Origin of the sequence: Rhodococcus phenolicus (assembly GCF_001646785.1) — a bacterium.
GTDB classification, from domain to species: domain Bacteria; phylum Actinomycetota; class Actinomycetes; order Mycobacteriales; family Mycobacteriaceae; genus Rhodococcus; species Rhodococcus phenolicus.
The window spans coordinates 21,106-44,080 of sequence record NZ_LRRH01000012.1 but is presented as its reverse complement, the minus strand read 5'-3'; the positions used below and the strand labels follow the sequence as shown (position 1 = coordinate 44,080).

Annotated in this window: 31 protein-coding genes; 15 read left to right on the top strand and 16 right to left on the bottom strand. The window is 69.8% G+C overall.

What is annotated here, in order from left to right:
- The first annotated feature begins 85 nt into the window (after window positions 1-85).
- Window positions 86-577 carry a YajQ family cyclic di-GMP-binding protein gene (locus A8G15_RS05265; RefSeq protein ID WP_068156278.1) on the top strand — a complete coding sequence of 164 codons (492 nt, stop codon included), beginning with the start codon at window positions 86-88 and terminating at the stop codon, window positions 575-577.
- A 49-nt stretch (window positions 578-626) separates the two neighbouring features.
- Here the strand turns inward: A8G15_RS05265 and htpX are convergent, their stop codons facing one another.
- A complete protein-coding gene (htpX, locus tag A8G15_RS05260; protein WP_068156178.1) occupies window positions 627-1,487 on the bottom strand; it encodes a zinc metalloprotease HtpX in 861 nt (286 codons plus the stop codon).
- A gap of 100 nt (window positions 1,488-1,587) precedes the next feature.
- The gene (locus tag A8G15_RS05255) at window positions 1,588-2,634 is read right to left on the bottom strand and encodes a polyprenyl synthetase family protein (RefSeq protein WP_068156175.1); all 1,047 of its coding nucleotides are present in this window, start codon (window positions 2,632-2,634) and stop codon (window positions 1,588-1,590) included.
- A 112-nt stretch (window positions 2,635-2,746) separates the two neighbouring features.
- On the opposite strand from A8G15_RS05255, the gene A8G15_RS05250 reads away from it, so the two are divergent.
- Entirely contained in the window at window positions 2,747-4,018 is a 1,272-nt protein-coding gene (locus A8G15_RS05250; protein ID WP_068156172.1) for a geranylgeranyl reductase family protein, read from the top strand.
- 68 nt (window positions 4,019-4,086) lie between these two features.
- Here A8G15_RS05250 and A8G15_RS05245 read toward each other — a convergent pair whose 3' ends face one another.
- The 3 genes from A8G15_RS05245 to menD are packed head-to-tail and all read right to left on the bottom strand — an operon-like array spanning window position 4,087 to window position 6,867.
- Window positions 4,087-4,785, bottom strand: a complete 699-nt coding sequence (locus A8G15_RS05245; RefSeq protein ID WP_082899665.1) for a demethylmenaquinone methyltransferase — start codon at window positions 4,783-4,785, stop codon at window positions 4,087-4,089.
- A 17-nt stretch (window positions 4,786-4,802) separates the two neighbouring features.
- Window positions 4,803-5,237, bottom strand: a complete 435-nt coding sequence (locus A8G15_RS05240) for a DUF3592 domain-containing protein (protein ID WP_068156276.1) — start codon at window positions 5,235-5,237, stop codon at window positions 4,803-4,805.
- A 10-nt stretch (window positions 5,238-5,247) separates the two neighbouring features.
- A complete protein-coding gene (gene menD / locus A8G15_RS05235) occupies window positions 5,248-6,867 on the bottom strand; it encodes a 2-succinyl-5-enolpyruvyl-6-hydroxy-3-cyclohexene-1-carboxylic-acid synthase (RefSeq protein ID WP_068156168.1) in 1,620 nt (539 codons plus the stop codon).
- Between the two features lie 102 nt (window positions 6,868-6,969).
- Here menD and A8G15_RS05230 point away from each other — a divergent pair, with 102 nt between their 5' ends.
- Together A8G15_RS05230 and A8G15_RS05225 are read left to right on the top strand one after the other, a co-directional pair.
- Window positions 6,970-7,560: a flavin reductase family protein gene (locus A8G15_RS05230; protein WP_068156263.1), complete on the top strand. Its 591-nt coding sequence runs from the start codon at window positions 6,970-6,972 to the stop codon at window positions 7,558-7,560.
- A 263-nt stretch (window positions 7,561-7,823) separates the two neighbouring features.
- A complete protein-coding gene (locus tag A8G15_RS05225; protein WP_068156165.1) occupies window positions 7,824-8,681 on the top strand; it encodes a siderophore-interacting protein in 858 nt (285 codons plus the stop codon).
- A gap of 71 nt (window positions 8,682-8,752) precedes the next feature.
- Here the strand turns inward: A8G15_RS05225 and A8G15_RS05220 are convergent, their stop codons facing one another.
- The 3 genes from A8G15_RS05220 to A8G15_RS05210 all read right to left on the bottom strand — a co-directional run bounded on the left by A8G15_RS05220 (window position 8,753) and on the right by A8G15_RS05210 (window position 10,896).
- On the bottom strand, window positions 8,753-9,193 hold the full coding sequence (locus A8G15_RS05220) for a DUF6918 family protein (RefSeq protein ID WP_068156258.1): 441 nt from the start codon (window positions 9,191-9,193) through the stop codon (window positions 8,753-8,755).
- Between the two features lie 84 nt (window positions 9,194-9,277).
- Complete coding sequence (locus tag A8G15_RS05215; RefSeq protein ID WP_068156162.1) at window positions 9,278-10,261, bottom strand: o-succinylbenzoate synthase; 984 nt, start codon at window positions 10,259-10,261, stop codon at window positions 9,278-9,280.
- Window positions 10,258-10,896, bottom strand: coding sequence for a PaaI family thioesterase (locus A8G15_RS05210; protein ID WP_068156159.1), 639 nt, complete (start codon window positions 10,894-10,896; stop codon window positions 10,258-10,260). Before A8G15_RS05210 ends, A8G15_RS05215 begins: the two co-directional genes overlap by 4 nt.
- A 63-nt stretch (window positions 10,897-10,959) precedes the next feature.
- On the opposite strand from A8G15_RS05210, the gene A8G15_RS05205 reads away from it, so the two are divergent.
- The 9 genes from A8G15_RS05205 (at window position 10,960) to A8G15_RS05165 (ending at window position 17,170) form a co-directional block, all read left to right on the top strand.
- The gene (locus tag A8G15_RS05205) at window positions 10,960-11,853 is read left to right on the top strand and encodes a 1,4-dihydroxy-2-naphthoyl-CoA synthase (RefSeq protein ID WP_068156158.1); all 894 of its coding nucleotides are present in this window, start codon (window positions 10,960-10,962) and stop codon (window positions 11,851-11,853) included.
- Window positions 11,854-11,931: 78 nt separating this feature from the next.
- On the top strand, window positions 11,932-12,378 hold the full coding sequence (locus A8G15_RS05200; RefSeq protein ID WP_068156257.1) for a hypothetical protein: 447 nt from the start codon (window positions 11,932-11,934) through the stop codon (window positions 12,376-12,378).
- 16 nt (window positions 12,379-12,394) lie between these two features.
- Window positions 12,395-12,775 (top strand): VOC family protein, encoded by a 381-nt coding sequence (locus A8G15_RS05195; protein ID WP_068156155.1) that lies wholly within the window; start codon window positions 12,395-12,397, stop codon window positions 12,773-12,775.
- Window positions 12,776-12,967: 192 nt separating this feature from the next.
- The gene (locus A8G15_RS05190; protein WP_068156152.1) at window positions 12,968-14,179 is read left to right on the top strand and encodes an inorganic phosphate transporter; all 1,212 of its coding nucleotides are present in this window, start codon (window positions 12,968-12,970) and stop codon (window positions 14,177-14,179) included.
- Entirely contained in the window at window positions 14,176-14,439 is a 264-nt protein-coding gene (locus A8G15_RS05185) for a hypothetical protein (RefSeq protein ID WP_068156149.1), read from the top strand. The genes A8G15_RS05190 and A8G15_RS05185 overlap by 4 nt, the downstream gene beginning before the upstream one ends.
- A 23-nt stretch (window positions 14,440-14,462) precedes the next feature.
- A complete protein-coding gene (locus tag A8G15_RS05180) occupies window positions 14,463-14,831 on the top strand; it encodes a DUF3349 domain-containing protein (RefSeq protein ID WP_068156146.1) in 369 nt (122 codons plus the stop codon).
- The gene (locus tag A8G15_RS05175) at window positions 14,828-15,127 is read left to right on the top strand and encodes a DUF3349 domain-containing protein (RefSeq protein WP_068156143.1); all 300 of its coding nucleotides are present in this window, start codon (window positions 14,828-14,830) and stop codon (window positions 15,125-15,127) included. The genes A8G15_RS05180 and A8G15_RS05175 overlap by 4 nt, the downstream gene beginning before the upstream one ends.
- On the top strand, window positions 15,124-16,272 hold the full coding sequence (gene menE / locus A8G15_RS05170) for an o-succinylbenzoate--CoA ligase (protein ID WP_068156142.1): 1,149 nt from the start codon (window positions 15,124-15,126) through the stop codon (window positions 16,270-16,272). The genes A8G15_RS05175 and menE overlap by 4 nt, the downstream gene beginning before the upstream one ends.
- Before the next feature lie 28 nt (window positions 16,273-16,300).
- On the top strand, window positions 16,301-17,170 hold the full coding sequence (locus A8G15_RS05165; RefSeq protein WP_068156139.1) for a 1,4-dihydroxy-2-naphthoate polyprenyltransferase: 870 nt from the start codon (window positions 16,301-16,303) through the stop codon (window positions 17,168-17,170).
- 19 nt (window positions 17,171-17,189) lie between these two features.
- Here A8G15_RS05165 and A8G15_RS05160 read toward each other — a convergent pair whose 3' ends face one another.
- The 7 genes from A8G15_RS05160 to A8G15_RS05130 are packed head-to-tail and all read right to left on the bottom strand — an operon-like array spanning window position 17,190 to window position 21,216.
- Complete coding sequence (locus A8G15_RS05160) at window positions 17,190-17,582, bottom strand: phage holin family protein (protein WP_068156136.1); 393 nt, start codon at window positions 17,580-17,582, stop codon at window positions 17,190-17,192.
- A gap of 56 nt (window positions 17,583-17,638) precedes the next feature.
- Complete coding sequence (locus A8G15_RS05155; protein WP_068156253.1) at window positions 17,639-18,187, bottom strand: Clp protease N-terminal domain-containing protein; 549 nt, start codon at window positions 18,185-18,187, stop codon at window positions 17,639-17,641.
- A 5-nt stretch (window positions 18,188-18,192) separates the two neighbouring features.
- Window positions 18,193-18,408 carry a hypothetical protein gene (locus A8G15_RS05150; protein WP_068156135.1) on the bottom strand — a complete coding sequence of 72 codons (216 nt, stop codon included), beginning with the start codon at window positions 18,406-18,408 and terminating at the stop codon, window positions 18,193-18,195.
- Between the two features lie 59 nt (window positions 18,409-18,467).
- On the bottom strand, window positions 18,468-18,959 hold the full coding sequence (locus A8G15_RS05145) for an NUDIX hydrolase (RefSeq protein WP_068156132.1): 492 nt from the start codon (window positions 18,957-18,959) through the stop codon (window positions 18,468-18,470).
- Window positions 18,960-19,002: 43 nt separating this feature from the next.
- Window positions 19,003-19,740: a lysophospholipid acyltransferase family protein gene (locus A8G15_RS05140; protein WP_068156252.1), complete on the bottom strand. Its 738-nt coding sequence runs from the start codon at window positions 19,738-19,740 to the stop codon at window positions 19,003-19,005.
- A gap of 40 nt (window positions 19,741-19,780) precedes the next feature.
- A complete protein-coding gene (gene cds1, locus A8G15_RS05135; RefSeq protein ID WP_068156130.1) occupies window positions 19,781-20,884 on the bottom strand; it encodes an L-cysteine desulfhydrase Cds1 in 1,104 nt (367 codons plus the stop codon).
- Complete coding sequence (locus A8G15_RS05130; protein ID WP_068156127.1) at window positions 20,881-21,216, bottom strand: DUF4229 domain-containing protein; 336 nt, start codon at window positions 21,214-21,216, stop codon at window positions 20,881-20,883. Before A8G15_RS05130 ends, cds1 begins: the two co-directional genes overlap by 4 nt.
- Before the next feature lie 177 nt (window positions 21,217-21,393).
- On the opposite strand from A8G15_RS05130, the gene A8G15_RS05125 reads away from it, so the two are divergent.
- Window positions 21,394-21,603 (top strand): BldC family transcriptional regulator, encoded by a 210-nt coding sequence (locus A8G15_RS05125; RefSeq protein ID WP_068156250.1) that lies wholly within the window; start codon window positions 21,394-21,396, stop codon window positions 21,601-21,603.
- A gap of 193 nt (window positions 21,604-21,796) precedes the next feature.
- Complete coding sequence (locus tag A8G15_RS05120) at window positions 21,797-22,000, top strand: hypothetical protein (protein WP_068156124.1); 204 nt, start codon at window positions 21,797-21,799, stop codon at window positions 21,998-22,000.
- Here A8G15_RS05120 and A8G15_RS05115 read toward each other — a convergent pair.
- On the bottom strand, window positions 21,982-22,950 hold the full coding sequence (locus A8G15_RS05115; protein WP_068156123.1) for a MinD/ParA family ATP-binding protein: 969 nt from the start codon (window positions 22,948-22,950) through the stop codon (window positions 21,982-21,984). The genes A8G15_RS05120 and A8G15_RS05115 overlap by 19 nt on opposite strands.
- Window positions 22,951-22,975 lie beyond the last annotated feature (25 nt).

Below are 22,975 nucleotides of genomic sequence, written 5' to 3'. Positions count from 1 at the left end.
CAAACCGGGTGGATACAGGCGGTTGCGAACCGATAGCGTCGGCGTGGAAACCCCGTACACAACCCGATCCGAAGTGGAGTGCCTCGTGGCTGATTCGTCGTTCGATGTGGTGAGCAAGGTCGACCGGCAGGAGGTGGACAACGCTCTGAACCAGGCCGCGAAGGAACTCGCGACCCGCTTCGACTTCCGCAACACCGACGCCTCGATCGAATGGTCCGGTGACGAAGCCATCACCCTCACCGCGAACACCGAGGACCGGCTGCTCGCCGCCCTCGACGTGTTCAAGGAGAAGCTGATCCGCCGCGATCTGTCGCTCAAGTCGTTCGACGCGGGCGAACCGGCGCAGTCCGGCAAGATCTACAAGCTGACCGGCACCCTCGTGCAGGGCATCAGCCAGGAGAACGCGAAGAAGATCTCCAAGCTGATCCGCGACGAGGGACCGAAAGGCATCAAGGCCCAGATCCAGGGCGACGAGCTGCGCGTGTCCGGCAAGAAGCGCGACGACCTGCAGGCCGTGATCGCGCTGCTGAAGAACGCCGACCTGGACGTGGCGCTGCAGTTCGTCAACTACCGCTGAGCCCAGCAGTCCGCCGGACAGCCCGCGGCCTGCGCTGACGCGACTGTTCTCAGCGCAGGCCGGCCAGGCGCTCGAGCCGCTCGATCCGCTCCTCCATCGGCGGATGCGTCGAGAACAGCCGGCCCACCTTCTCACCGGCACGGAACGGGTTGGCGATCATCATGTGCGACTGGGCCGCGATGCGCGGTTCCGGCGGCAACGGTGCCGCCTGGGTTCCGCGTTCGAGCTTGCGCAACGCCGACGCCAGCGCCAGCGGATCGCCCGTCAGCTCCGCGCCCGACTGGTCCGCCTGGTACTCCCGGGACCGCGATACCGCCAGCTTGACCACCGTCGCGGCTATCGGGCCGAGCAGCGACACCAGCAGCAGCGCGAACGGGTTCGAACCTTCCCGGTTCCCGCCGAAGGCACCCGCGAACATCGCGAAATTCGCCAGACCCGAGATCACCGCGGCCATCGCCCCCGCCACCGACGAGATCAGGATGTCGCGGTTGTAGACGTGGGACAGCTCGTGCCCGAGCACCGCCCGCAACTCCCGTTCGTCGAGGATGTCCAGAATCCCGCTGGTGCAGCACACAGCAGCATTGCGCGGGTTCCGGCCGGTCGCGAAGGCGTTGGGGGCGTTGGTGGGGCTGACGTACAGGCGGGGCATCGGCTGGTGCGCCGTCGTCGCGAGTTCCCGCACGATCCGGTAGATCACCGGTGCCTGCACCTCCGTGATCGGCTGCGCATGCATCGCCTTCAAGGCCAGCTTGTCGCTGTTGAAGTACGCGTATGCGTTCATGCCGACGGCGAAGACGATCGACAGGATCAGGATCGTCGGGTTCCGGAACAACGAGCCGATGAACACGATCAGCGCCGACATGCCGATCAGCAGCACGGCCGTCTTCATACCGTTCGCGTATCCGTGCACGTAGCACCCCTTCCCGATCCGAACCCTGTGCCGTTCAACGAACGGGGGCACGCACCGGGTTCCCTGCCGGATTCCGGGCAGGGGGTGGACCCTGCCCGAATTATCCGACCCGGGCGATCGTGTAGTCCACCAAACGGCGCAAAGCGTCGTTCGCCGGACCCTGCGGCAGCGCAGCCAGCTCGGCGTGTGCGCGCTCCGCGTACTCCGCCAGCGTGCGCTTGGCCGCGGCCATCCCCGGGGACCGCACCAGCAGTTCCAGCGCCTCGGCGACGAGATCCTCGTCGACGACGGGCCCGACGAGGATCTCCCGCAGGCGATCCGCGTCCGGTCCGGACTCCCGCAACGCGAACAGCACCGGCAGGGTGTGCACACCCTCACGCAGGTCCGTGCCCGGGGTCTTCCCCGATTCGGTGGACACCGACGCGATGTCGATGATGTCGTCGGCGATCTGGAAGGCCGTCCCGACCGCGTCGCCGAGCCGCTCGAGCCGGGCGATGTGCTCGGCGTCGGCACCGGAGAACGTGCCGCCGAAACGACCGCACGCCGCGATGAGCGAACCCGTCTTCTCCCACACCACGCGCAGATAGTGCTCGATCGGGTCCTGTTCCTGCCGGGCACCGATGGTCTCGCGCATCTGGCCGGTCACCAGCTCGGCGAACGTCTCGGCGATGATCTGCACGGCGGACGGTCCGAGCGTCGACACCAGACGCGACGCGTGGGCGAACAGATAGTCGCCGGCGAGGATCGCGATGCTGTTGCCCCAGCGCGCGTTCGCGCTGGGCGCACCCCGGCGCATCGTCGCCTCGTCCATCACGTCGTCGTGGTACAGCGTCGCGAGGTGCACCAGCTCGACGACGGTCGCCGCGGTCACGATGGACGGGTCCGTCGGATCAGGGCCGAGCTGACCGGTGAGCACCGTGAACAGCGGGCGGAACCGTTTGCCGCCGGCCTTCGCCAGATGCAACGCGGCCTCGGTCAGAAAGTCCTCGCCGTCGGACAGTTCCTGCACGAGCAGGTCCTCGACCCGGGCGAGTCCGTCCCGCACGGTGGCCGCCAGGCCCGGATCGCCGAGATCGACCCCGGCCACCACGGTTCCCGACACCGCGCCGGACGAACCGGCGGTCTGCGCCGCCCCCTCAGTGCTCACGATGAAGTACCCATCCTGTTCTGTCGCCTCGGCTCCACCGTAGTGAACCTAGCCGCTCCCTCGGCCGGCCACCTCGTCGAGGCACCGAACCTACACCTGACAAGATGGGCACGTGGTGGAACAACCCTCCGCGCGCGCGTCGCGCCAGACCGACAGCTCCCTGCCCGAACGCACCGATGTGCTCGTCGTCGGCGCAGGTCCCGCCGGTTCGTCCGCGGCGGCGTGGGCGGCCCGGGACGGGCACGAGGTGCTTCTCGTCGACGCCGCGACCTTCCCGCGCGACAAGACGTGCGGCGACGGGCTGACCCCGCGAGCAGTCGCCGAACTCGACCGGCTCGGGCTCGGCGACTGGCTGCGCACCCACACCGTCAACCGGGGACTCCGCCTCGAAGGGTTCGGGCAGCGACTCGAACTGCCGTGGCCGGACGGGTCCTTTCCCACGCAGGGCAGCGCGGTGCCGCGCACCGAACTCGACGACCGCATCCGCCGCGCCGCCGTCGATGCCGGAGCGCACATGGTCGACGGGGCGAAAGCCGTCTCGGTCGAACGCGACGGCGATCGCATCACCGCTGTGACGATGCACACGTCCGCGGGGCTCCGAACCGTCGCCTGCCGGCAGCTCGTCGTCGCGGACGGTGTCCGCTCGCCCCTCGGCAAGATTCTCGGACGGACCTGGCACCGCGACACCGCCTACGGTGTCGCGGCCCGGTCCTACGCCACCTCTCCGCGCAGCGACGACCCGTGGATCACGTCGCATCTCGAGTTGCGCGACCCCTCCGGCGCCCTGCAGCCCGGATACGGCTGGGTGTTCCCTCTCGGAACCGGCGAAGTCAACATCGGCGTGGGGACCCTCGCGACATCGGCACGACCCGCATCCGGCTCGCTGCGACCGCTCATCGACCTGTACGCCGCGCAGCGCCGCCCCGAATGGGAACTCGGGGAGGTGACACGGGTGGCGTCCGCAATGCTGCCGATGGGCGGTGCCGTCAGCGGCATCGCCGGCCGCAACTGGGCTCTGATCGGGGACGCCGCAGCGTGCGTGAACCCGCTCAACGGCGAAGGAATCGACTACGGCCTCGAAGGCGGACGCCTGGTGGCGCGGGTCCTCGGCTCCGACGACCTCACCCACCTGTGGCCGACCCTGCTGCGCGAACGCTACGGACGCGCATTCTCGGCGGCACGGCGACTCGCGGGCCTGCTCACCGTCCCGCAGTTCCTGCCCGCCACCGGACCGATCGCGATGCGTTCGCGCGCGCTGATGACGGTGGCGGTCCGAGTGATGGGCAACCTCGTCACCGACGCCGACGCCGACCTCGTCGCGCGCGCGTGGCGGACGGGCGGGCGCACCTCCATGCACTGGGACCGCCGGCCCCTGTTCGCCTGACGCGCGCTGTGCAGCGCTCTACCGCACCGCGCTGTGCAGCGCTCTACCGCACCGCGCTGTGCAGCGCTCTACCGCACCGCGCTGTGCAGCGCGACGATCCCGCCGGTGAGGTTGCGCCACCGCACCGACTTCCACCCCGCCGCCTCGATCCGCAACGCCAGGTCCTTCTGGTTCGGCCAGGCACGGATCGACTCGGCCAGATAGACATACGCGTCGGGATTGCTGCTCACCGCGCGGGCCACACGGGGCAACGCCCGCATGAGGTACTCCATGTAGACGGTGCGCAACGGTTCGCGGACCGGAGTGGAGAACTCGGACACCACGAGCCGTCCGCCCGGCTTGGTGACACGCGCGATCTCGCGGAGCCCGGCATCGAAATCGGACACATTGCGCAGCCCGAAGGAGATGGTGGCCGCGTCGAAGACGGCATCGGCGAACGGCAGCTTCATGGCGTCCCCGGCGACCATCGGCACCTGACGGAAACTGCCGGCCTTCAGCATGCCCGTCGAGAAGTCGGTGGCGACGACCCACGCTCCGGAACGCCCCAGTTCCACCGTCGAAACGCCGGTTCCGGCGGCGAGATCCAGGACCCGCTCCCCCGGCTTCAGATCCAGTGCTGCGCGCGTCGCACGTCGCCACCCGCGATCCTGCCCGAACGACAGCACCGTGTTGGTCAGGTCGTAACGCTCGGCGACACCGTCGAACATGGACGCGACCTCGCGCGGATCCTTGTCGAGGGACGCACGCGATCCGTGAGTAGTTGCCACGGTCGAGACGTTACCCGCTACGACCGCCGGCGCAGATACAGCAGTATCGGCGTCGCGATCATCCAGGTGACGACGATCACCGACCCCGCGGGCACGATCGCGACACGCGCATCGCGGCCGGTGACCCGGACGAGGTCGGGTTCGCTGCGCGCGTACTCCACGGCGATGCGTTGCCCCACGGTCAGCCCGGTCGGATAGAGGACACCGAGTTCAGGGTTGTGGGTGACGCCGTCGGGTGTGACGAAGCTGATCGCGGACCGGAGGGAACCGGCCGAGAGCACCTCGGCCGTCGCCGTTCCGGTGTCCGAGCCGATGATCCGGTCGTTGCGCCATGCGCCGAGCACCAGGATCACGGCGAGCACCGAGACGGCGATCGCGACGGCGAGCACGGCTCGGCGGGCCCGGACCGTGGCGGTCGCGCCGGACGCAGCGCCGGACGGGGTGGAGGTCACGCCCGCGACCTCACAGTTGCGCCCGCACGGCCGCGTGGAGTTCACGCAGTCCGGCACGGTCCGTGGCAACCTCGAGCACGCGGATGCCGCCGGCCGGGACGACCGGGTCGGCGAGCGCGGCGGTCAGTGCCGGCAGGTCGACGTGGGTGTGCGGTACCCGGTAGGCGGCGCACAGCGCGGCCAGGTCCATGCCGTGCGGCGTGCCGAAGACGCGTTCGAACACACCGGCGTACTGGGGATCGCCCTGTTCGAGCAGCTCGAAGATGCCGCCGCCGTCGTCGTTCGCGACGACGATCGTCAGGTCGCGGGGACGCGGTTCGGCGGTACCGACCAGCAGCCCGGACGCGTCGTGCAGGAACGTCAGGTCGCCGAGGAGCGCGACGGTCCGGCCCTCCTCGTAGGCGAGGGCTGCGCCGACCGCGGTGGAGACGGTGCCGTCGATCCCCGCGACGCCTCGATTGGAGAGCACGGTCACACCCTGCTTCGGGTAGCTCACCAGCGCGGCGTCCCGCACCGGATTCGAGGCGCCGAGCAGCAGCTGGTCACCGGGCCGAAGAGCGTCGGTGACGGCCGCGGCGACGTGCAGGCCCGTCGGTTTCGGATGCCGGTCGAGCTGGGCGCGCACAGCTTTGTCGGTGTGCGCCGTGAGCCGGCGGCAGCGCTCGAGCCACGCCGGATCGGGGCTGCCGGTGACGACCGCGCGGGTACCCGTGGCCAGGACGTTGCCGGACACATCGGGCCAGCGCGGTCCCGTGGTGAGCGCGTACACCTCGACGGACGGGTCGGCGAGCAACTTCGAGACGGGCCGGTGCAGCGTCGGCCGGCCGGTGACGACGGCCTTGCGGGGCTGGAGCTGCGGCAACGCCATCGGATGCACGGGAATGCCGTGCATCGGGGCGGTGGGTTCGGCGACGGTGGGCAACCCCGCCAGTTCCGGCCGGAACGCCGAGCCGTGCCCGGAGATGACGACGGTGTCGTCGCTGACGTCCAGTTCGAGCGGCACGTCGAGGGTCGCGTGCGTCGTCGTCGTCCATGCGCTGCCGTCGGCGCGTCCTTCCGGCACGGGCCCCTGGACGTGGACGTCGGGTACGAGCGGTTCGCGCAGCGGAATGTCGAAGTGCACGGGACCGGCGTTGCCGGAGCGGGTGCCGCGGGCCGCGGCGAGCACGCGGCTGACGGCCGAGCGCCACTGGCTGTTCTGCTCGATGCCCTCGGCCAGCCCGAGGCTGATCGTGGCCCGGACCTGGCTGCCGAAAAGGCCGAGCTGCTCGACGGTCTGGTTGGCCCCGGAACCGAGAAGCTCGTAGGGCCGGTTCGCGCTGAGCACCACGAGGGGGACGCGGGCGTAGTTCGCTTCGAGAACTGCCGGTCCGAGGTTCGCGACCGCGGTTCCCGAGGTCATGACCACCGGGACGGGGCGGCCGGACGCGAGCGAAAGCCCGATGGCGAGGAATCCCGCGGTGCGTTCGTCGATGCGCATGTGCAGGCGCAGCCGGCCGGCCGTGTCGGCGGCCTGCAGCGCGAACGCGAGCGGCGCATTGCGCGAACCCGGGCACAGGACCACGTCGCGAACACCGCCTCGGGCGAGTTCGTCGACTACTGCGGTGGCCTGGGCGGTGGACGGATTCACGGCGTCCAGCGTAGTTCGGGGTCCGGCGCCGAGCGCCGCTCCCCCGGCCGATCGTGGGTGTCACGGCGGGAACCCTGCGGGCTGCGCGGTGAGAATGAGGGCATGCGCACAGTCTTCGATCCCGCCGAGCTCAGCGCCGGACGCTTCTACCGGCTCCTCACCGCAACCGTCGTGCCGCGTCCCATCGCGTGGGTATCGACGGTCTCGGCGCTCGGTGTGCCCAACGTCGCGCCCTACAGTTTCTTCACCGTCGCCAGCACGGCGCCGCCCGTCGTGCAGTTCACGTCGGTGGGCCGCAAGGACAGTCTCCGCAACATCGAGGAGACCGGCGAGTTCGTGATCAACATCGCCACCGTGCCGCTGATGGAACAGGTCAACGCGACATCGGCGGGATTCGCGCACGACGTGGACGAGTTCGCTCGGGTGGGCCTGCGGACCGAGGGCAGCGAACGGGTGCATCCACCCCGGGTCGCCGAATCCCCCGCGTCGATCGAGTGCACGCTGCACCGGGTCATCGAGATCGGCGACTCCTTCGTGGTGATGGGTGACGTCGTGGCGGTCACGGTGCGTCCGGACGTGCTCGCCGACGACGGAGCACCCGATTTCGCGGCGCTCGCCCCGGCCAGTCGTCTCGGGCGCACCGAATGGGGGCTGACACCCCAGGTCCGCCGCCTCGATCGTCCGGAGATCTGATCGTCCCGCCGGCACACTGCTCGTCGTGGACAATCGCGTCGAACTCGGAGTGCTCGCGGTCTTCGCGGGCCTGCCGGGCGGGGCGAGCTGTCGCGACTGCTCCGATTCGTCGGCGGGATCGGCGGATACGGCCTGCTCGACCTTCTCCCCGAACGGTGGAGCGCCCTCGCCACAGCGTTCGCGTGCGCCGCGGTGCCGCAGCCGTGCACCCGCGCGGCCGTCCACGCCTGTGAGTTAGGGTCGGCTGACCTCAGGAGGTGGGCATGGCCGAGCAAGCCCGGACCGCGACACGCAGGACGACGAAGTTCCTCAAACCCGTCACGCGCGAACTCGTGCGGGCGCGGGTACTGGCTTCCGAGCGGATCAGTCCCTCGTTCGTCCGCGTCACCGTGGGCGGAGAACGCCTGTCGAGCATCGCCCCCATGGGTTTCGACCACTGGTTTCGCATGCTGTTCCCGGAGACCGGGCAGAGCGAACTCCACCTGCCGACCGCGGCCGACGACCAGTGGTGGCCGCAACTCCAGGCCATGCCCGACGACATCCGGCCGTTGCTGCGCAACTACACGATCCGCCGCTACCGGCCGGCCGGCGCGGGACGGTTCGGGGACACCGCGGAGATCGACATCGATTTCGCCTCCCACGGCGACCTGGGTCCGGCGTCGGTGTGGGCCGACACCGTTCGGCCCGGCGAGGAGCTGGGATTGCTCGACGAGGGCATCATCTATCAGCCGTTCCCGGACGCGCGGTGGCAGCTTCTCGTCGGCGACGAGAGCGCCCTGCCCGCGCTGGCCGGGATTCTGGATTCGATGGAGTTCGGCCGGCCGGTCGAGGTCTTCGTGGAGGTGGCCGATCCGGACGACGTCACCGCGCAGGAGTTGCGGACCGGGCCCGGCGTGCGGGTGCACCCGGTCGTGCGGTCGGACCCGGACCTGCGACCCGATACAGCGGTGACCGAGGCGGTGCGGGCAGCGGTTCTGCCGGACGAACCCGGCTATGTCTTCCTGGCCGGCGAATCGGGCCTGGTCACCGGGGTGCGACGGCACCTGGTGCGCGAGCGCGGCCTGCCGAAGTCGTCGGTGTCCTTCACCGGGTACTGGAATTACGGGGCCGCCGCCTACTGAGCGGCGGCGAGTGGTGATGCCTTCCCGGACCGGTCCCCGTTCCGAAGCCGGAAAGGCATCTACTGCTCAGCTCAGCCGGCGTGCTTCTGGATGAGCTCGCCCAGGCGGGGAAGCGCCTCGGCGACGTGCTTCTTCGCCGACGGACGCAGCGTGTCGTACACCTTCTTGACGGCGGACTTCGACGACCCGGCGATGCGCTCGTCCGTCACACCCAGGAGCGCGTCGGCGACCTGGTCCTCGCGAGCGACGAGGAAGTCGGCGAACGATCCGTTGCCGCCGAATTCCTGCCAGAACGGCTGGATCTTCTCGACGAACTCGGGCAGCAGCCCCTCGACCGCGCCCGGCACGATCGACGGTCCGACCTTCTTCACCGCGGAGTATCCGCCCTTGAGGGCGAGACCCGAGGCGCCCTTCTTGTCCGAGACCTCGGCATCGATCAAAGCCTCGACGTCGGTGACGACTGCCGGGAACTTGTCGGCGCCGAGCAGAGCATCACCCAGAGCTGCAACCACTTTCACTGCCTCCATACATGGGACTTGTGTGACGATTGGGACGCCCGAACGATATACGACGCGACGGCGCCGCCATACCCCGAGTCAGCGGAGCAGGGCGTGGCACCGCCGGAGCCGCTCCGTCCACCACCGGACCCGCTCGCCGGGAGCGGCCAGTTCGGCCAGACGGGCCGGATCCGGGGTGATCGGACCGACCGGGACCATCCCGTCGCTCATCGCCCGTCCCGGTGCCACGTCGACGGTGAAGAAACCACCCGTGCCCAGGCCACAGGCGTACGGCAGGTCGGGCAACGCCGCCGCGGCGGCCAGACCCGAGCCCATCCCGACAGCCGAATCGAGCGCGCTCGACACCACGACGGGCACGCCGTGCTCGGCCAGTTCTCCGGCGAGGGCCAGCAGCCGCGCGGCGCCACCGAGCGGTGCAACCTTCACCACAGCCACGTCGGCTCCACCGGCCCGCACCACACGCAGGGGGTCCTCGGCGCGCCGGATGCTCTCGTCCGCGGCGACCGGGACTCCTGGCAGCCGGCGTCGTACCTCGACGAGCTCGGGCACGGTCGCGCACGGCTGCTCCGCGTACTCGAGCGGAGCGTCGACGGTGAGGGCGGTCAGCGCAGTGACCGCTTCGTCGACCGTCCAGCCGCCGTTCGCGTCGACGCGCACATTGTCGATCAGCTCACGGACCGCCCGCACCCGCGCGAGGTCCTGTGCGAGATCCTGCCCCTTCTCGGCGACCTTCACCTTCGCGGTACGTGCTCCGGGGAACCGCGCGAGGATCTCGGGCACGCGGTCCGGGTCGACGGCGGGGACGGTCGCATTGACCGGTACCGCCGCCCGCTGCGGCGCGGGATCCCCGAGCCAGGCGGATTCGATCGCCGAATGCAGCCAGTGCGCGGCCTCGTCGTCCCCGTATTCCGGGAAGGGGCCGAACTCACCCCAGCCGGCCGGGCCCTGGATCAGGACGACCTCGCGGGTGGTGATCCCCCGGAACCGGACCCGCATCGGCAGCGACACGACGACCGCGCCGGCGAGGACGTCGTCGAGCGGGGGCAGTACCGGGTCGGTCACGGCTGGCCGGGCAGCAACTGGATCATGAGCGCTTCGCAGTCGCACAGCAGGGTGCCGTCGGGGGTGCGCAGCTCCGCCGAGCAGAAGATCTTGCGGCCTTCCACCCGATCGACCCGGCCCTCGACGACGAGTTCGGTGCCGATCGGAGTGATCTTGCGGTAGTTGATGTGCAGGTAGCCGGTACGGGCGATGGGATGCCCGGAAGCGTGCACGATCATGCCGAACAGGTCGTCGAACAGCAGCGGGATGGTGCCGCCGTGCACGGCGTTGTTGCCGCCGCGATGGAACAACCGGAACGTGCCGCGTTCACGGACCCCGTCGGCGTCGAACTTCTCGATCAGCCACGGCGGCTGCAGCAGGCTGCCGCGGCCGGGCAGGTCGGGATTGAACCCGGCCGGCGACTTGCCCTCGCGAACCTGGTGCGGCTCGAGAAGGTCGCCGAGCGCCTCGGCCTGCACGATCGCCTGATCGACCACGTCTTCCGGCGGGTCGGTCGAGACCGCGAGGTCCTGCAGGCGACGCAGGGCTTCCACGAACCGGCCGTAGTTCGGCCCCGCCTTGACGGGGGTGTACACGGGGAAACCACCGTGGTGTTCGTGCTCCGCGTCTACCGACCGATCCGTTTGTTCACTCATACCCAGCACGTTATCGGCCGCTGACGATCCGGTCGTGTCGAACCCACCCTCTAAGGTGGCGACGTGACCTTCAATCCTGAGCTGTGGCGCCCCGTTCCCGGATTCGAGAACCTCACCGACATCACGTACCACCGGCACGTCACGCAGGGCACGGTCCGTGTCGCGTTCGACCGGCCCGAGGTGCGCAACGCGTTTCGCCCGCACACCGTGGACGAGCTGTATCGCACGCTCGATCACGCGCGGATGACGTCGGATGTGGGTGCGGTGCTGCTCACCGGCAACGGCCCGAGCCCGAAGGACGGCGGCTGGGCGTTCTGCTCCGGCGGCGACCAGCGCATCCGCGGCCGCAGCGGTTACCAGTACGCGAGCGGCGAGACCGCCGACACCGTGGACAAGGCGCGCGCCGGGCGGCTGCACATCCTCGAGGTACAGCGGCTGATCCGGTTCATGCCGAAGGTCGTGATCGCGCTCGTCAACGGCTGGGCCGCCGGTGGTGGGCACAGCCTGCACGTCACGTGCGACCTGACCCTCGCCTCGCGTGAACATGCCCGGTTCAAGCAGACCGACGCCGACGTGGGCAGCTTCGACGGCGGCTACGGCAGCGCCTACCTCGCGAAGATGGTCGGGCAGAAGTTCGCCCGCGAGATCTTCTTCCTCGGCGACACCTACACCGCCGAGGAGATGCACCGGATGGGTGCCGTGAACCGGGTCGTCGACCACGACGAACTCGAGAACGTCGCGCTGGAGTGGGCGGCGAAGATCAACGGCAAGTCCCCGCAGGCGCAGCGCATGCTCAAGTACGCGTTCAACCTGCAGGACGACGGGCTCGTCGGCCAGCAACTGTTCGCCGGGGAGGCCACGCGCCTCGCGTACATGACGGACGAAGCCGTCGAAGGCCGCGACAGCTTCCTGGAGAAGCGCGACCCGGACTGGTCGCCGTTCCCCTGGTACTTCTAGCAGTTCGCACCCGGTCCCGGGCTGTCGTTTCGTTCGTTGGAACAGTCGCGGCCCGTCCGGTCCGGCACACTGTGGACCATGACCGATCGCGATCATCCGGCCCCGGAGCACACCCGCCCGGACGGTGTCGACGACGCGACGATCGAGGCCGTCGGCAAGCTGTCCGAGGCGCTCGAGACGGTCGAGCAGGCCCGTGGCCATCTCTATGCGTTCCATCAGCTGATGGGCCGCGGCGATCTCCAGGCCGGGGACGCCGCCGATCTTCTCGACGCGGCGGGCCATCCGGAACTCGCTCAGCGGGTCCGGACCGAAATGGTCGGCCGCAACATCGCCGAAGGACGGTGGAGTTTCCAGCTCGTCGAGGAGTTCGACGACGGCTACTGGTCCGAGCTCCGGGCCCTGGATGCGGACGTGCGCAGCAAGCTCGTCGACGGTCGCCGGCACCTGTTCGAGGCCGAGATGAAAGAGGAGCGGCGAACCCACGGCCGGCGCGGTCACGAAGCGCGGCCCGGCTCGAACGAGTGAGGGAAGGAAACCGGACGTGGAGGTGCTGAGCAGCCGGACGATCCTGCGTCCGCGCGACTACGACGCAGCGCTCGAGTTCTACGGAACGACGCTGGGCCTGGCGATTGCCCGCGAGTACCCGGGCGGCACGGTGTTCTTCGCCGGTCAGGGATTGATCGAGATCGCGGCGCACGGCGGAAGCGACGAACCGATCCGCTTCCCCGGCGCTCTCTGGCTGCAGGTGCGGGATGTGTACAGCGCCGAGGCCGAGCTGGTCGTCGCGGGGATCGAGATCGTGCGGGACGCCCGGCAGGAGCCGTGGGGTCTGCACGAGCTGTGGATCGCCGATCCGGACGGCATCCCCGTCGTGCTGGTGCAGATCCCCCCGGACCACCCGATCCGGCGCGACACCCGTTAGATGGGACCGGCCGCACACACCGAACGTCGCCGGCGTCGAACGAGACAGCCATCACATCGCCGCTTCGAGTGACTCCCCCCACACGCTGCGGGCCGCGCTGCGCCGCGACCTCGCGTAACGGCTGGGAAACACTCCAGGTTCACAAGACGTTCGCTGTACTTTTACCTCCCCGCTACCGCACAATCTTGAGATGTGACCGCTGAGCTTGTTGTCCTCCTGGTAGTGGTCGTCACTGCCCTCGCATTCGACTTCACCAACGGGTTTCACGACACCGGCAACGCAATGGCCACATCCATCGCCACAGGCGCTCTGAAGCCGAAGGTGGCGGTCATTCTCTCCGCGGTCCTGAACCTCGTGGGTGCCTTCCTGTCCGTCGAGGTCGCGGCGACCGTCGCGAAAGGTGTCGTCGATCTGGGCAGCACCGGTGGTGAAGAACTCCTCACCATCGTGTTCGCCGGCCTCGTCGGCGGCATCCTGTGGAACCTCGCCACATGGCTGTTCGGCCTGCCGTCGAGCTCCTCGCACGCACTGTTCGGCGGCCTGATCGGCGCGGCCCTCGCCGCGATCGGCATCCACGGCGTCGTCTGGGACGGCGTGCTCGGCAAGGTCATCATCCCCGCGCTGCTCGCCCCCGTCGTGGCGGCGCTCGTCGCGACGGTCGGCACGTGGTCCGTGCATCGCCTCACGCACGATCTTCCCGAAGGTCACCGGACCCGCGGATTCCGGATCGGTCAGGTCGGCACCGCATCGCTCGTGTCGCTGGCCCACGGCACCAACGACGCCCAGAAGACGATGGGCGTGATCTTCCTGGCGCTGGTGGCGCACGGCAGCATCACCGCCGACGCCGAGATGCCCTTCTGGGTGAAATTCACCTGCGCGGTGGCCATCGCGCTGGGCACCTATCTCGGGGGCTGGCGCATCATCCGCACCCTCGGCAAGGGCCTGGTGGAGATCTCGCCGCCGCAGGGTATGGCGGCCGAGTCGTCGTCGGCGGCCATCATCCTCACGTCCAGCCACTTCGGTCTGCCCCTGTCGACCACGCACGTCGCGACCGGTTCGATCCTCGGTACCGGGCTCGGCACGAAGTCGGCGGAGGTCCGCTGGGGTGTCGCCGGCCGCATGGCAGTGGCGTGGTTGATCACGCTGCCGTCCGCCGCACTGGTCGGCGCCCTCTGCTGGGGCATCGCCCACGTGATCGGCGGCCTGCCCGGCGTCCTGGTGGTCTTCGCGATCCTGTGCGCGCTGGCCGGCTTCATGTACCTGCGCTCGCGCAGGCAGCCGATCGACGCCTCCAACGTCACCGACGAGTGGGACGGCGCGCCGGGCGGAAGCGCCCCGGGCACCCCCGCCGCTCCGGCGGACGCCGACGCCCGACCTGCGGCCGGTTCGAAGGAACGCCTGTGAATCTCCTGACCCACACCCTCAGCTCACTCTGGCAGGTCGTCCTCGTCGGATTGATCTTCGGAGCCGGCCTACCTGCGCTTTTCGCGCTCGGCATGCGTTCGCTGGCGGCGGGGACCACCGAGGAGAACCCCCGGGCCACCCCCGCCGGCATGGCCGGCGCAGCTGTCTGCTTCGCGGTGGTTGTAATTGCCATCATTGCGGGAATACTGCTGTTGACTGCGGGCTTCCTGTCCAGCAGTTTCGGCATCAACCTGTTCTGATCGCACGCCACGAAAGAAGCACAGTGTCCAAGTATTCGCTCCGCTCGGTCCTCGACTGGCTGCGCGCCGGCTACCCGGAAGGCATTCCGGCCAAGGACCACTTCGCACTGCTCGCGGTACTTCGACGGCGACTGACCGACGAAGAGATCGCGCAGGTGATGGAACTGTCCATCGCGACCGCCCACGAACATCCCGATCGCCACGTCGACTACGACCAGCTCAAGCAGATCATCGCGGGAGTCCTCCACGAGGACCCGTCCGAGGAGGACGTCGAGCGGGTCACCGAGCACCTCGCCGCGGGCGGCTGGCCCGTGGTCTCGGCCGAGGACACGGTGTCCGCCGACGAGACCGCGAAGGAGCTCGCCCCCGGGTCGGGCCGAGGGGCGCCGTGATTTTGCCCCCGTTCCTGTCCTCGATCATCGAATGGCTGCGCGCCGGCTACCCCGAAGGCGTCCCGGAGCAGGACTATGTCCCACTCCTGGCGCTGCTCACCCGTCGCCTGGGGGAGGACGAGGTCAACCAGGTCGCCGACGCCCTGATCGAGGCCGGGGACCTGCCCATCAGCAAGACCGACATCGCCGTGCTCATCACGAAGATCACCAACGAGATGCCGCTCGATCGTGACGTGGACCGGGTGCGTCGTCATCTGGAATCCGGCGGCTGGCCGCTGACGGGACACGGCTTGTGAGCGGTGTCCTCGAGACGCTGGCGGTTCCGTCCGGTCGAGACGTCGTCGCGGTGCTGCCCGCCCTGCGCCGCATGCTCGACGGCGACGGACCGGCCCTGCTTCCGGTGCCCGCCCACGACGACCGCGAGACCCGCCGGTTGACCGGTGCCCTGCATCCCGGTGAACCCGTCGCGGACGGGATCGGTCTGGTGATGGCGACGTCCGGCACCACCGGAACTCCGAAGGGCGCCCAGCTGACGGCATCGGCCCTGCGCGCCGGCGGCGACGCCACCCACGAACGTCTCGGCGGAACCGGATCCTGGCTGCTCGCGCTGCCCGCTCATCACATCGCCGGGATGCAGGTGCTGGTGCGCAGCCTGCTGGCGGGCACCGATCCGGTGGTCGTGGACGTCGCGAACGGATTCGATCCGGCGGCGTTGCCCGCCGCGATCGCCGCGATGGACGGGCCGCGACGGTACTCGTCGATGGTGCCGACCCAGCTGATCAAGACCCTGGAACATCCGGACGGCACCCGCGCCCTGGCCGAGCTGGACGCGATACTCCTCGGCGGTGCCGCGACCCCTGCGCCGGTGCTGCGGCGCGCCCGCGACGCGGGCATCACCGTCGTGCGGACCTACGGGATGAGCGAAACGTGCGGCGGCTGCGTGTACGACGGGGTGCCCCTGCGCGGGGTGGACGTACGGGTCGACGCCGACTCCCGGGTGTGGCTCGGCGGCGCGACCCTCGCGGCGGGCTATCGCGGTCTGCCCGGCCATCCCGCCTTCGCCGAACCCGGCTGGTTCCGCACCGACGACGCCGGAATCCTCGACGACGGAGTGCTCCGCATCCTGGGCCGGCTCGACGAAGCCCTGTCGACGGGCGGGCTCACCGTCGTACCGCAGGTCGTCGAAGCGGTCCTGATCGAGCATCCGTCGGTGCGGGAGGTCGCGGTGATCGGCCTGCCCGACGATCGGCTCGGGCAACGGGTGGCCGCGGTCGTCGTCGCGGTACCGGGCCGCTCCCCCGGCCTGGACGAGTTGCGCGACCACGTGTCGGCGGCCCTCGACCGCACCGCCGCGCCGCGGGAGCTGCACGTCGTCGACGCGCTGCCGCTGCGCGGGCCCGGCAAGGTCGATCGTCGCGCGCTCGTCGCCCGGTTCTCCTGACCCTCGGGCAGGGTGCGAAGATCGACCCATGGCAACCGCAGGTCAATGGCTCGAAGGCGCCCGCCCGCGCACCCTTCCCAACGCGATCGCTCCGGTCGTCGCCGGTACCGGCGCCGCCGCCGCGATCGACGGTGCGGTGTGGTGGAAGGCGCTGCTGGCGCTGCTCGTGGCGGTGCCGCTGGTCATCGGCGTGAACTTCGCGAACGACTACTCCGACGGTATCCGCGGCACCGACGACGATCGGGTCGGCCCGCTGAGGCTGGTGGGGTCGGGCCTGGCGTCGCCGGCGAGCGTCAAGCGTGCGGCGTTCGCGTGCTTCGGCGTCGGCGCGGTCGCGGGCATCGTCCTGGCGGCGACGAGCGCGTGGTGGCTGATCCTCGTCGGCGCGGTGTGCATCGTCGGCGCCTGGTACTACACCGGTGGTCGCAGCCCGTACGGCTACAGCGGCTTCGGCGAGGTCGCGGTGTTCGTGTTCTTCGGCCTGGTCGCGGTGCTGGGCACCCAGTTCGTGCAGGCCGGGCAGGTGACCTGGGCGGGTCTGGCGTGTGCGATCGCGGTGGGGTCGCTGTCGACGGCGGTTCTGGTGACCAACAATCTGCGTGACATTCCCACCGACACCGTCAGCGGCAAGCGCACCCTCGCGGTCCGGCTGGGCGATCCACGCACCCGGACACTGCACCTGATTCTGGTCGTGGTGCCGTTCGTCGCGACCCTCGCGCTGGTCGCGGTCACCCCCTGGGCCCTTGCCGGCCTGCTCGCGGTGCCGTTCGCGGTCCGTGCCAATGCCCCGGTCCGGGGCGGGGGCCGGGGTATGAGCCTGATTCCGGCGTTGCAGGATTCGGGGCTCGCGATGCTCGTGTGGGCGCTGGCGACCGCGCCGGCCCTCGCGTTCGGCTGAGGGCCCGGCGCGGCAGCGGTCAGTCTCCGTCCGGCACGAACACGCCGAGCACGAGGTTGACGACGGAGATGATCAGGGCGCCCCAGAAGGCCGCCCAGAATCCGCTCAGGGTCAGGCCGTAGTCGGTGAACGAGCTGATCCAGGAGGTCAGCCACAGCATCAGCGCGTTGATGACCAGCGTGAACAATCCGAGCGTCAGGATCAGCAGCGGGAGCGACAGCAACTTCACGAGCGGCTTCACGAGTGCGTTGACGATCGTGAAGATCAGTGCGAGGACCAGCAGCGCGAGGATTGTGCGACCGGTGATTCCGTCGTCGCCTTCCATCGCGCCGATCCGGACGCCGTCGACGAGGGTGGCGGCGAGCCACAGCCCGACCGCGTTGATGACCAATCGCAGGATCAGTGATGTCATACCGTCACTGTTACACACGGCCGCTCGTGTGACCGGTGGGAACGTGCCGTCGCGGCTCAGGCGGCGCGATCGAGGCGCGTGTGCAGCAGATCCCGCAGGCTTTCGCGGTCGACGTGGACTTCGACGAGCCGGAGCGCGGACGCGTCGTCGGAGCGCAGGATGCCCAGCAGAAGGTGCTCGGTACCGATGGTCCGTTCCCGGCGGGCGATCGCCTCGCGCAGGGCGAGCTCGAGCGATTTCCTGGCGCCGCGACTGAACGGGACGTGTCCCCAGCGTCCGTACCGGCCACCCCCGGACGACGGCCGGTCGAGGACTCCTTCTCCGAAGGTGCTCTCCATCCGTTCGCGGATCGCGTCGAGGTCGATTCCGATGGATTCGAGCGCCTCCGCATCGTCCGGTCCGAGCGGGTCGGCGTCGAGACCGGTACGGATCGCATCGGCGGTGAGGCCGACGCCGGCGAGTTCGTCGCGCAGCGAGACGTCGGCGGTGACGAGCACGCCGAGAAGCAGGTGCGCGGTACGGATCTCATCGGTGCGGAGCGCCCGCGCCTCGGTCTGCGCGGAGACGACGGCGGAGCGGGCACTGTCGGTGAATCGTTCGAACATCGTGGTCACCTGCGCTTCCGGTTGTATTTCTGGTGAACTGCCTGCCTGCTCACCTCGAGTGCGTCGGCGATGGCCTGCCAGGACCAGCCCTGGGCGCGGGCGTTCTCGACCTGGATCGCCTCGAGTCGTTCGAGCAGTCGCCGCAGCGCCCGCACGGCTCGTAGTCCCTCGGCAGGGTCGGGGCTGGCGGCGGAGGCGGCGAGTGTCGTTGCTTCACTCATGCTGTCAACATAGGTTGACAATCCGAAGCTGTCAACAAGTGTTGACAATTTGTCCCGGATCAGCCGATCCGATACGCGCGCCCAGCCGCGTCGAGATGCTCGCACAGCGCATCCAGGATCGGCCGTTGCCCCTTCACCAGCGCCGTCGCCGCGACGGGCAGCGTGACCCAGCGCGCATCGTCGACCTCCGGAAAGTCCTGCATCCGCCCCGATCGCGGCGGCCATTCGAGTTCGAAGGTGTTGCTGCGGACGAACGCGAAGTCCTCGGCGGCCTCCCCCACGTACGCGGTGACGACCTTGCCGGAGGGCTGCCGGAACCGTCCCAGGAGGGACGTCGGGACCGGCGGGGCCGGAAAGCCGCACTCCTCCTCGAATTCGCGAAGCGCCACGACGAGGGGATCCTCGCCTGCGGTGTACACCCCCTTCGGGATGGACCACGCCGCCTCGTCCTTCCCCTTCCAGAACGGGCCGCCGGGATGGACGAGCCACACGGTGAGCAGGCCGGACGGATCGATGCGGTACAGCAACAGGCCCGCGCTCGTCACCGCCATCGGTCGCGTCTCCTCGACTCCGTGCCGATCCCGGGCGGCGCCGTCAGTACCGTGCGACGGCGCCGTCGACCGCGCACTGCAACTCTTCCGCGACCCGCTGAGTGACCTCCCGCGGGCTCCCGGCCAGCTCCGGCACCGGCAGGGTGATGAAGACGCTCGCCGGTCTGCCCGGATCGTTGTCCGGCCCGTACGCGATGCCGACGGTCACCAGCGCCGGCTGCACACCGAGCGCGGCGGCACGTCGCACGATGTGACCGATGCCGCTGCCCACGGCCTGCACCTGCGCCGGATCACCGGTGTTGCACGTCCCTTCCGGGAAGATCGCCAGCGCGTCGCCTCGGCTCAGACGCAGCGCGGCGACGTCCATCATGCGGCGGCCCGCATCGGCGACGGCCCGCACCCCGTGATTCTTCGCGCGGAAGACGGGTATGCCGCCCATCATGTCCACCTCGCGGCGCTGCCGCGGTTCGCGGAACAACTCGTCCTTCGCGAGAACCCGGGTGCGGCCGATCAGGGTGCGCAGCGGCGACCGCCACGCCGTCGCGGCGAGCGTGTACTGGTCGCTGTGGGTGAGGTGGTTCGCGACGATCACCACGGGTGTGCCGGTGGCGATCATCTCCCGCACCGCATCACGCGCCCCCGCCCGGTAGTTCACGCGCGGGCGGTAGCGGGCCGCGAGCATCGCGTAGGCGAGCCGCGCGATCGCGCGGGGCTGCTGGTGGTCGCGGTAGAAGTCGTAGACGGCGTCGTAGTTCGCCAGGGTCACCTCGGGGCGATCCATGGGTTCACGGTACGCGCGCATCCGGCGTCGCCGGCGCGGTTCAGCTGCTCCAGGTCCCGGTCGCCGCGAATGCCGCGAGGGTGCCGGCCGGACCGGTCAGGTCCAGTCCTTCGGCCGCGACCCACGAGTCGGAGAAGTAGGTCTGCGCATACCGTTCCCCGCCGTCGCACAGCAGGGTCACCACGCTGCCGCGACGACCCGCGGCGAGCATCTCGGCGATGAGACCGAACGCGCCCCACAGGTTGGTGCCGGTCGACCCGCCCACGCGCCGGCCGAGGACCTCGCTCGCGTGCCGCGCCGCGGCGACGGACGCCGCGTCCGGCACGCGGATCATCCGGTCGACGACCTCACCGACGAAGGACGGTTCCACGCGCGGGCGCCCGATGCCCTCGATCCGGGAAGGCATCCCGGTCGTGTAGTCGGCCGATCCGGTCGCGTAGCCGCCGAAGAACGCCGAGTTCTCCGGATCTACCACCGCCAGGCGGCTGCGATGACGCTGGTAGCGCAGGTAGCGGCCGATGGTGGCACTGGTTCCACCGGTGCCTGCGCCGACGACGATCCACTCCGGGACCGGGTGCTCCTCGAGCTGCAACTGCGCGAAGATCGATTGGGCGATGTTGTTGTTGCCGCGCCAGTCGGTGGCGCGTTCGGCGTGGGTGAACTGGTCCATGTAGTGACCGCCCAGTTCGGCGGCGAGACGCTGCGCCTCGGCGTAGATCTCCGGTGGCCGGTCGATGTAGTGGCAACGGCCGCCCTGCGCCTCGATCAGCGCGACCTTCGCGGCGCTGGTGCTGCGCGGGACCACCGCCACGAACTCCAGTCCGAGCAGGTTCGCGAAGTAGGCCTCGCTCACCGCCGTCGAACCGGACGACGCCTCGACGATCGGCGTGTCCTTCCGGATCCAGCCGTTGCACAGCCCGTACAGGAACAGCGATCGCGCGAGCCGGTGCTTGAGGCTGCCGGTGATGTGCGTCGACTCGTCCTTGAGATAGAGCTGGATGCCCCAGTCCGCGGGCAGCGGGTAGCGCAGCAGGTGGGTGTCCGCGCTGCGTTGCGCGTCGGCTTCGATGAGCCGGATCGCGTTGTCGACCCAGTCCCGTGGGACGGACCTGTCGACGGCGACCGGCTCCCCGGAGTCGGTCACTTGCCGTCGCGCCCGCGCAGGCGGGCCTCGAGGTCGGCGCGGTCTGCGCGGCGGCGGGCATCGACGTCGGCGATGCCCTCGTTCACCCGCCGGCGCAGCGGCGCGAAGAGCACCAGAGACAGAGGCAGCGCGATGAGCACGGCGAACAGGGCGGCGATGATGAGCGGAACCTCGACCCCGAAGGCGCGCGGAACGTAGAGGATCAGGGCGGCGAGGACGACGACCAGCAGCATCCGGGCGAGCGAGTACAGGGCCACGTCGCGGGCGAGAGCTCCCTTGCCGGTGGCGGTCTGCGAGTCCTGGTCTGGGCGGTGGTCGGCTGCGTCGTTCACACATCCAGGGTAGCCGTCCCCCGCGGCGCGGAAATCCGTACCGCTCGTCCGTTTTGTCTATTACTTCCGCTTTACCAACCGTAGACCGTTCGAGCAACCGGGGGTTTCGGTGTCAACATGGCGGGGAACAACCGATCGAAACACCCGATCACGACGAAACACCCGGAGGACACAGCAATGAGTGCACCCACATTCAACGGCGCCAAGGAATCTCTGCTGACACCCGGTCAGGTCGCCGCGCTCTTCCATGTCGACCCCAAGACGGTGACCCGGTGGGCCCATGCCGGACGGCTGGGATCCCTGCGCACCCCGGGCGGGCACCGCCGCTTCCGCGAGACGGAGGTCCTGGCCTTGCTGCGCTCGCTCACCACCGAAGCCACCCACTGACAACCATCTCCGACGCAACGACACCGGTCGCCCTCGACATTCCGGCCTTTCGGACCAATCCGGCGGAATCGCCGACGGGGCGCCGGGGACACCTGACCGTGTCACCGCTGGTCGCGACGCATAGACTGGGTGGAAGAGTTCCCCACGGCCCGGTCCGGGCCGACGGGGCGCGTCCACGGCAAGGAGGTGCATCGTGCTCTATCTGCTGGCATTCATCGGTGCGGTAACACTCGCGGTTCTGCTGTGGAAGGCGTTCGGTCCCGGTGTGCGCCCACAGTCCGGCCGAGCCCTCGGCCCGGACGACGATCCCGAATTCCTGTGGAAGGTCGATCGCGAAGTGCACCGGCGCCGCACGGACGGCCCCGCCTCTCCCGACGGTCAGGACACCGGCGACTGAATTCCCGACCGCCGCGGGAAGTCCGCGGCGACATCCGCCGCGAGCCCCAGCAGTGCGCGGCGGGTCCGGTCCTGCAGACGGTCCGGATCGACCTCGGCGCCCTCCTCGAGGTGCGGGTCGAACGGCAGCACGTGTACCGCGCGGCAGCGCTGCGCGAAGTGCCCGACGAGCCGATCGATGTCGACCTTGCCCGACCGTGGACGCACCGCGTTGACCACCGCCACCGACCGGCCGACCAGCTCGCGATAGCCGTGGGCATCCAGCCAGTCCAGCGTTGCCGAGGCACTGCGCGCACCGTCGACCGAACCGGAACTGACGACGATCAGCGCGTCGGCGTTCGCGAGGATCGCCGCCATCGCCGAGTGCATCAGTCCGGTTCCGCAGTCGGTGAGCACGATGCTGTAGAACCGCTCGAGGGTGGACAGGACCCGCTCGTAGTCGCGCGCGCTGAACGCCTCCGAGATTGCCGGGTCGCTGTCGGAGGCGAGCACCTCGAGCCGGTGCCGGTTCTGTGACGTGTAGGCGCGCACGTCGCCGTAGGTGCGCACGTCCGATTCGTCCCGCAGCAGCGTGCGCACGGTCGCCGGGGTTTCCGACGGCACCTTCTGGCTCAGCGTGCCGCGGTCCGGGTTCGCATCCACCGCGATCACGCGGTCGCCGCGCAGCGTCGCGAACGTCGATCCGAGTGTGACGGTCGTGGTGGTCTTGCCGACCCCGCCCTTGAGACTCAGCAGAGCGATCCGATAGCAGCCGCGCAGCGGCTGCCGCACCTGGTCGCGGAGTTCGAGCCGGTTCCGGTCGCGGCTGTTGTCGCCGACGTTGAGGCGCCCGCCCGTGCCCTGATAGAGCGCGCGCCGCCATCCGCGCGCGGGCGGCGGCGTCACCCGCCGCACCAGCAGCGACGCATCGAGATCCTGCGCCGACGGTCCCCGCCTCGCTCCGTCCGGCATGGCCGGTCCCCCTGTTCTCGCCCCC

Coding starts and splice junctions, on each gene's coding strand:
- A8G15_RS05230 (WP_068156263.1), top strand. CDS start 6,970: ATGCGCACAGTCTTCGATCCCGCCGAGCTCAGCGCCGGACGCTTCTAC.
- A8G15_RS05225 (WP_068156165.1), top strand. CDS start 7,824: ATGGCCGAGCAAGCCCGGACCGCGACACGCAGGACGACGAAGTTCCTC.
- A8G15_RS05210 (WP_068156159.1), bottom strand. CDS start 10,896: ATGAGTGAACAAACGGATCGGTCGGTAGACGCGGAGCACGAACACCAC.
- A8G15_RS05200 (WP_068156257.1), top strand. CDS start 11,932: ATGACCGATCGCGATCATCCGGCCCCGGAGCACACCCGCCCGGACGGT.
- A8G15_RS05165 (WP_068156139.1), top strand. CDS start 16,301: ATGGCAACCGCAGGTCAATGGCTCGAAGGCGCCCGCCCGCGCACCCTT.
- A8G15_RS05160 (WP_068156136.1), bottom strand. CDS start 17,582: ATGACATCACTGATCCTGCGATTGGTCATCAACGCGGTCGGGCTGTGG.
- A8G15_RS05155 (WP_068156253.1), bottom strand. CDS start 18,187: ATGTTCGAACGATTCACCGACAGTGCCCGCTCCGCCGTCGTCTCCGCG.
- A8G15_RS05150 (WP_068156135.1), bottom strand. CDS start 18,408: ATGAGTGAAGCAACGACACTCGCCGCCTCCGCCGCCAGCCCCGACCCT.
- A8G15_RS05145 (WP_068156132.1), bottom strand. CDS start 18,959: ATGGCGGTGACGAGCGCGGGCCTGTTGCTGTACCGCATCGATCCGTCC.
- A8G15_RS05140 (WP_068156252.1), bottom strand. CDS start 19,740: ATGGATCGCCCCGAGGTGACCCTGGCGAACTACGACGCCGTCTACGAC.
- A8G15_RS05125 (WP_068156250.1), top strand. CDS start 21,394: ATGAGTGCACCCACATTCAACGGCGCCAAGGAATCTCTGCTGACACCC.
- A8G15_RS05115 (WP_068156123.1), bottom strand. CDS start 22,950: ATGCCGGACGGAGCGAGGCGGGGACCGTCGGCGCAGGATCTCGATGCG.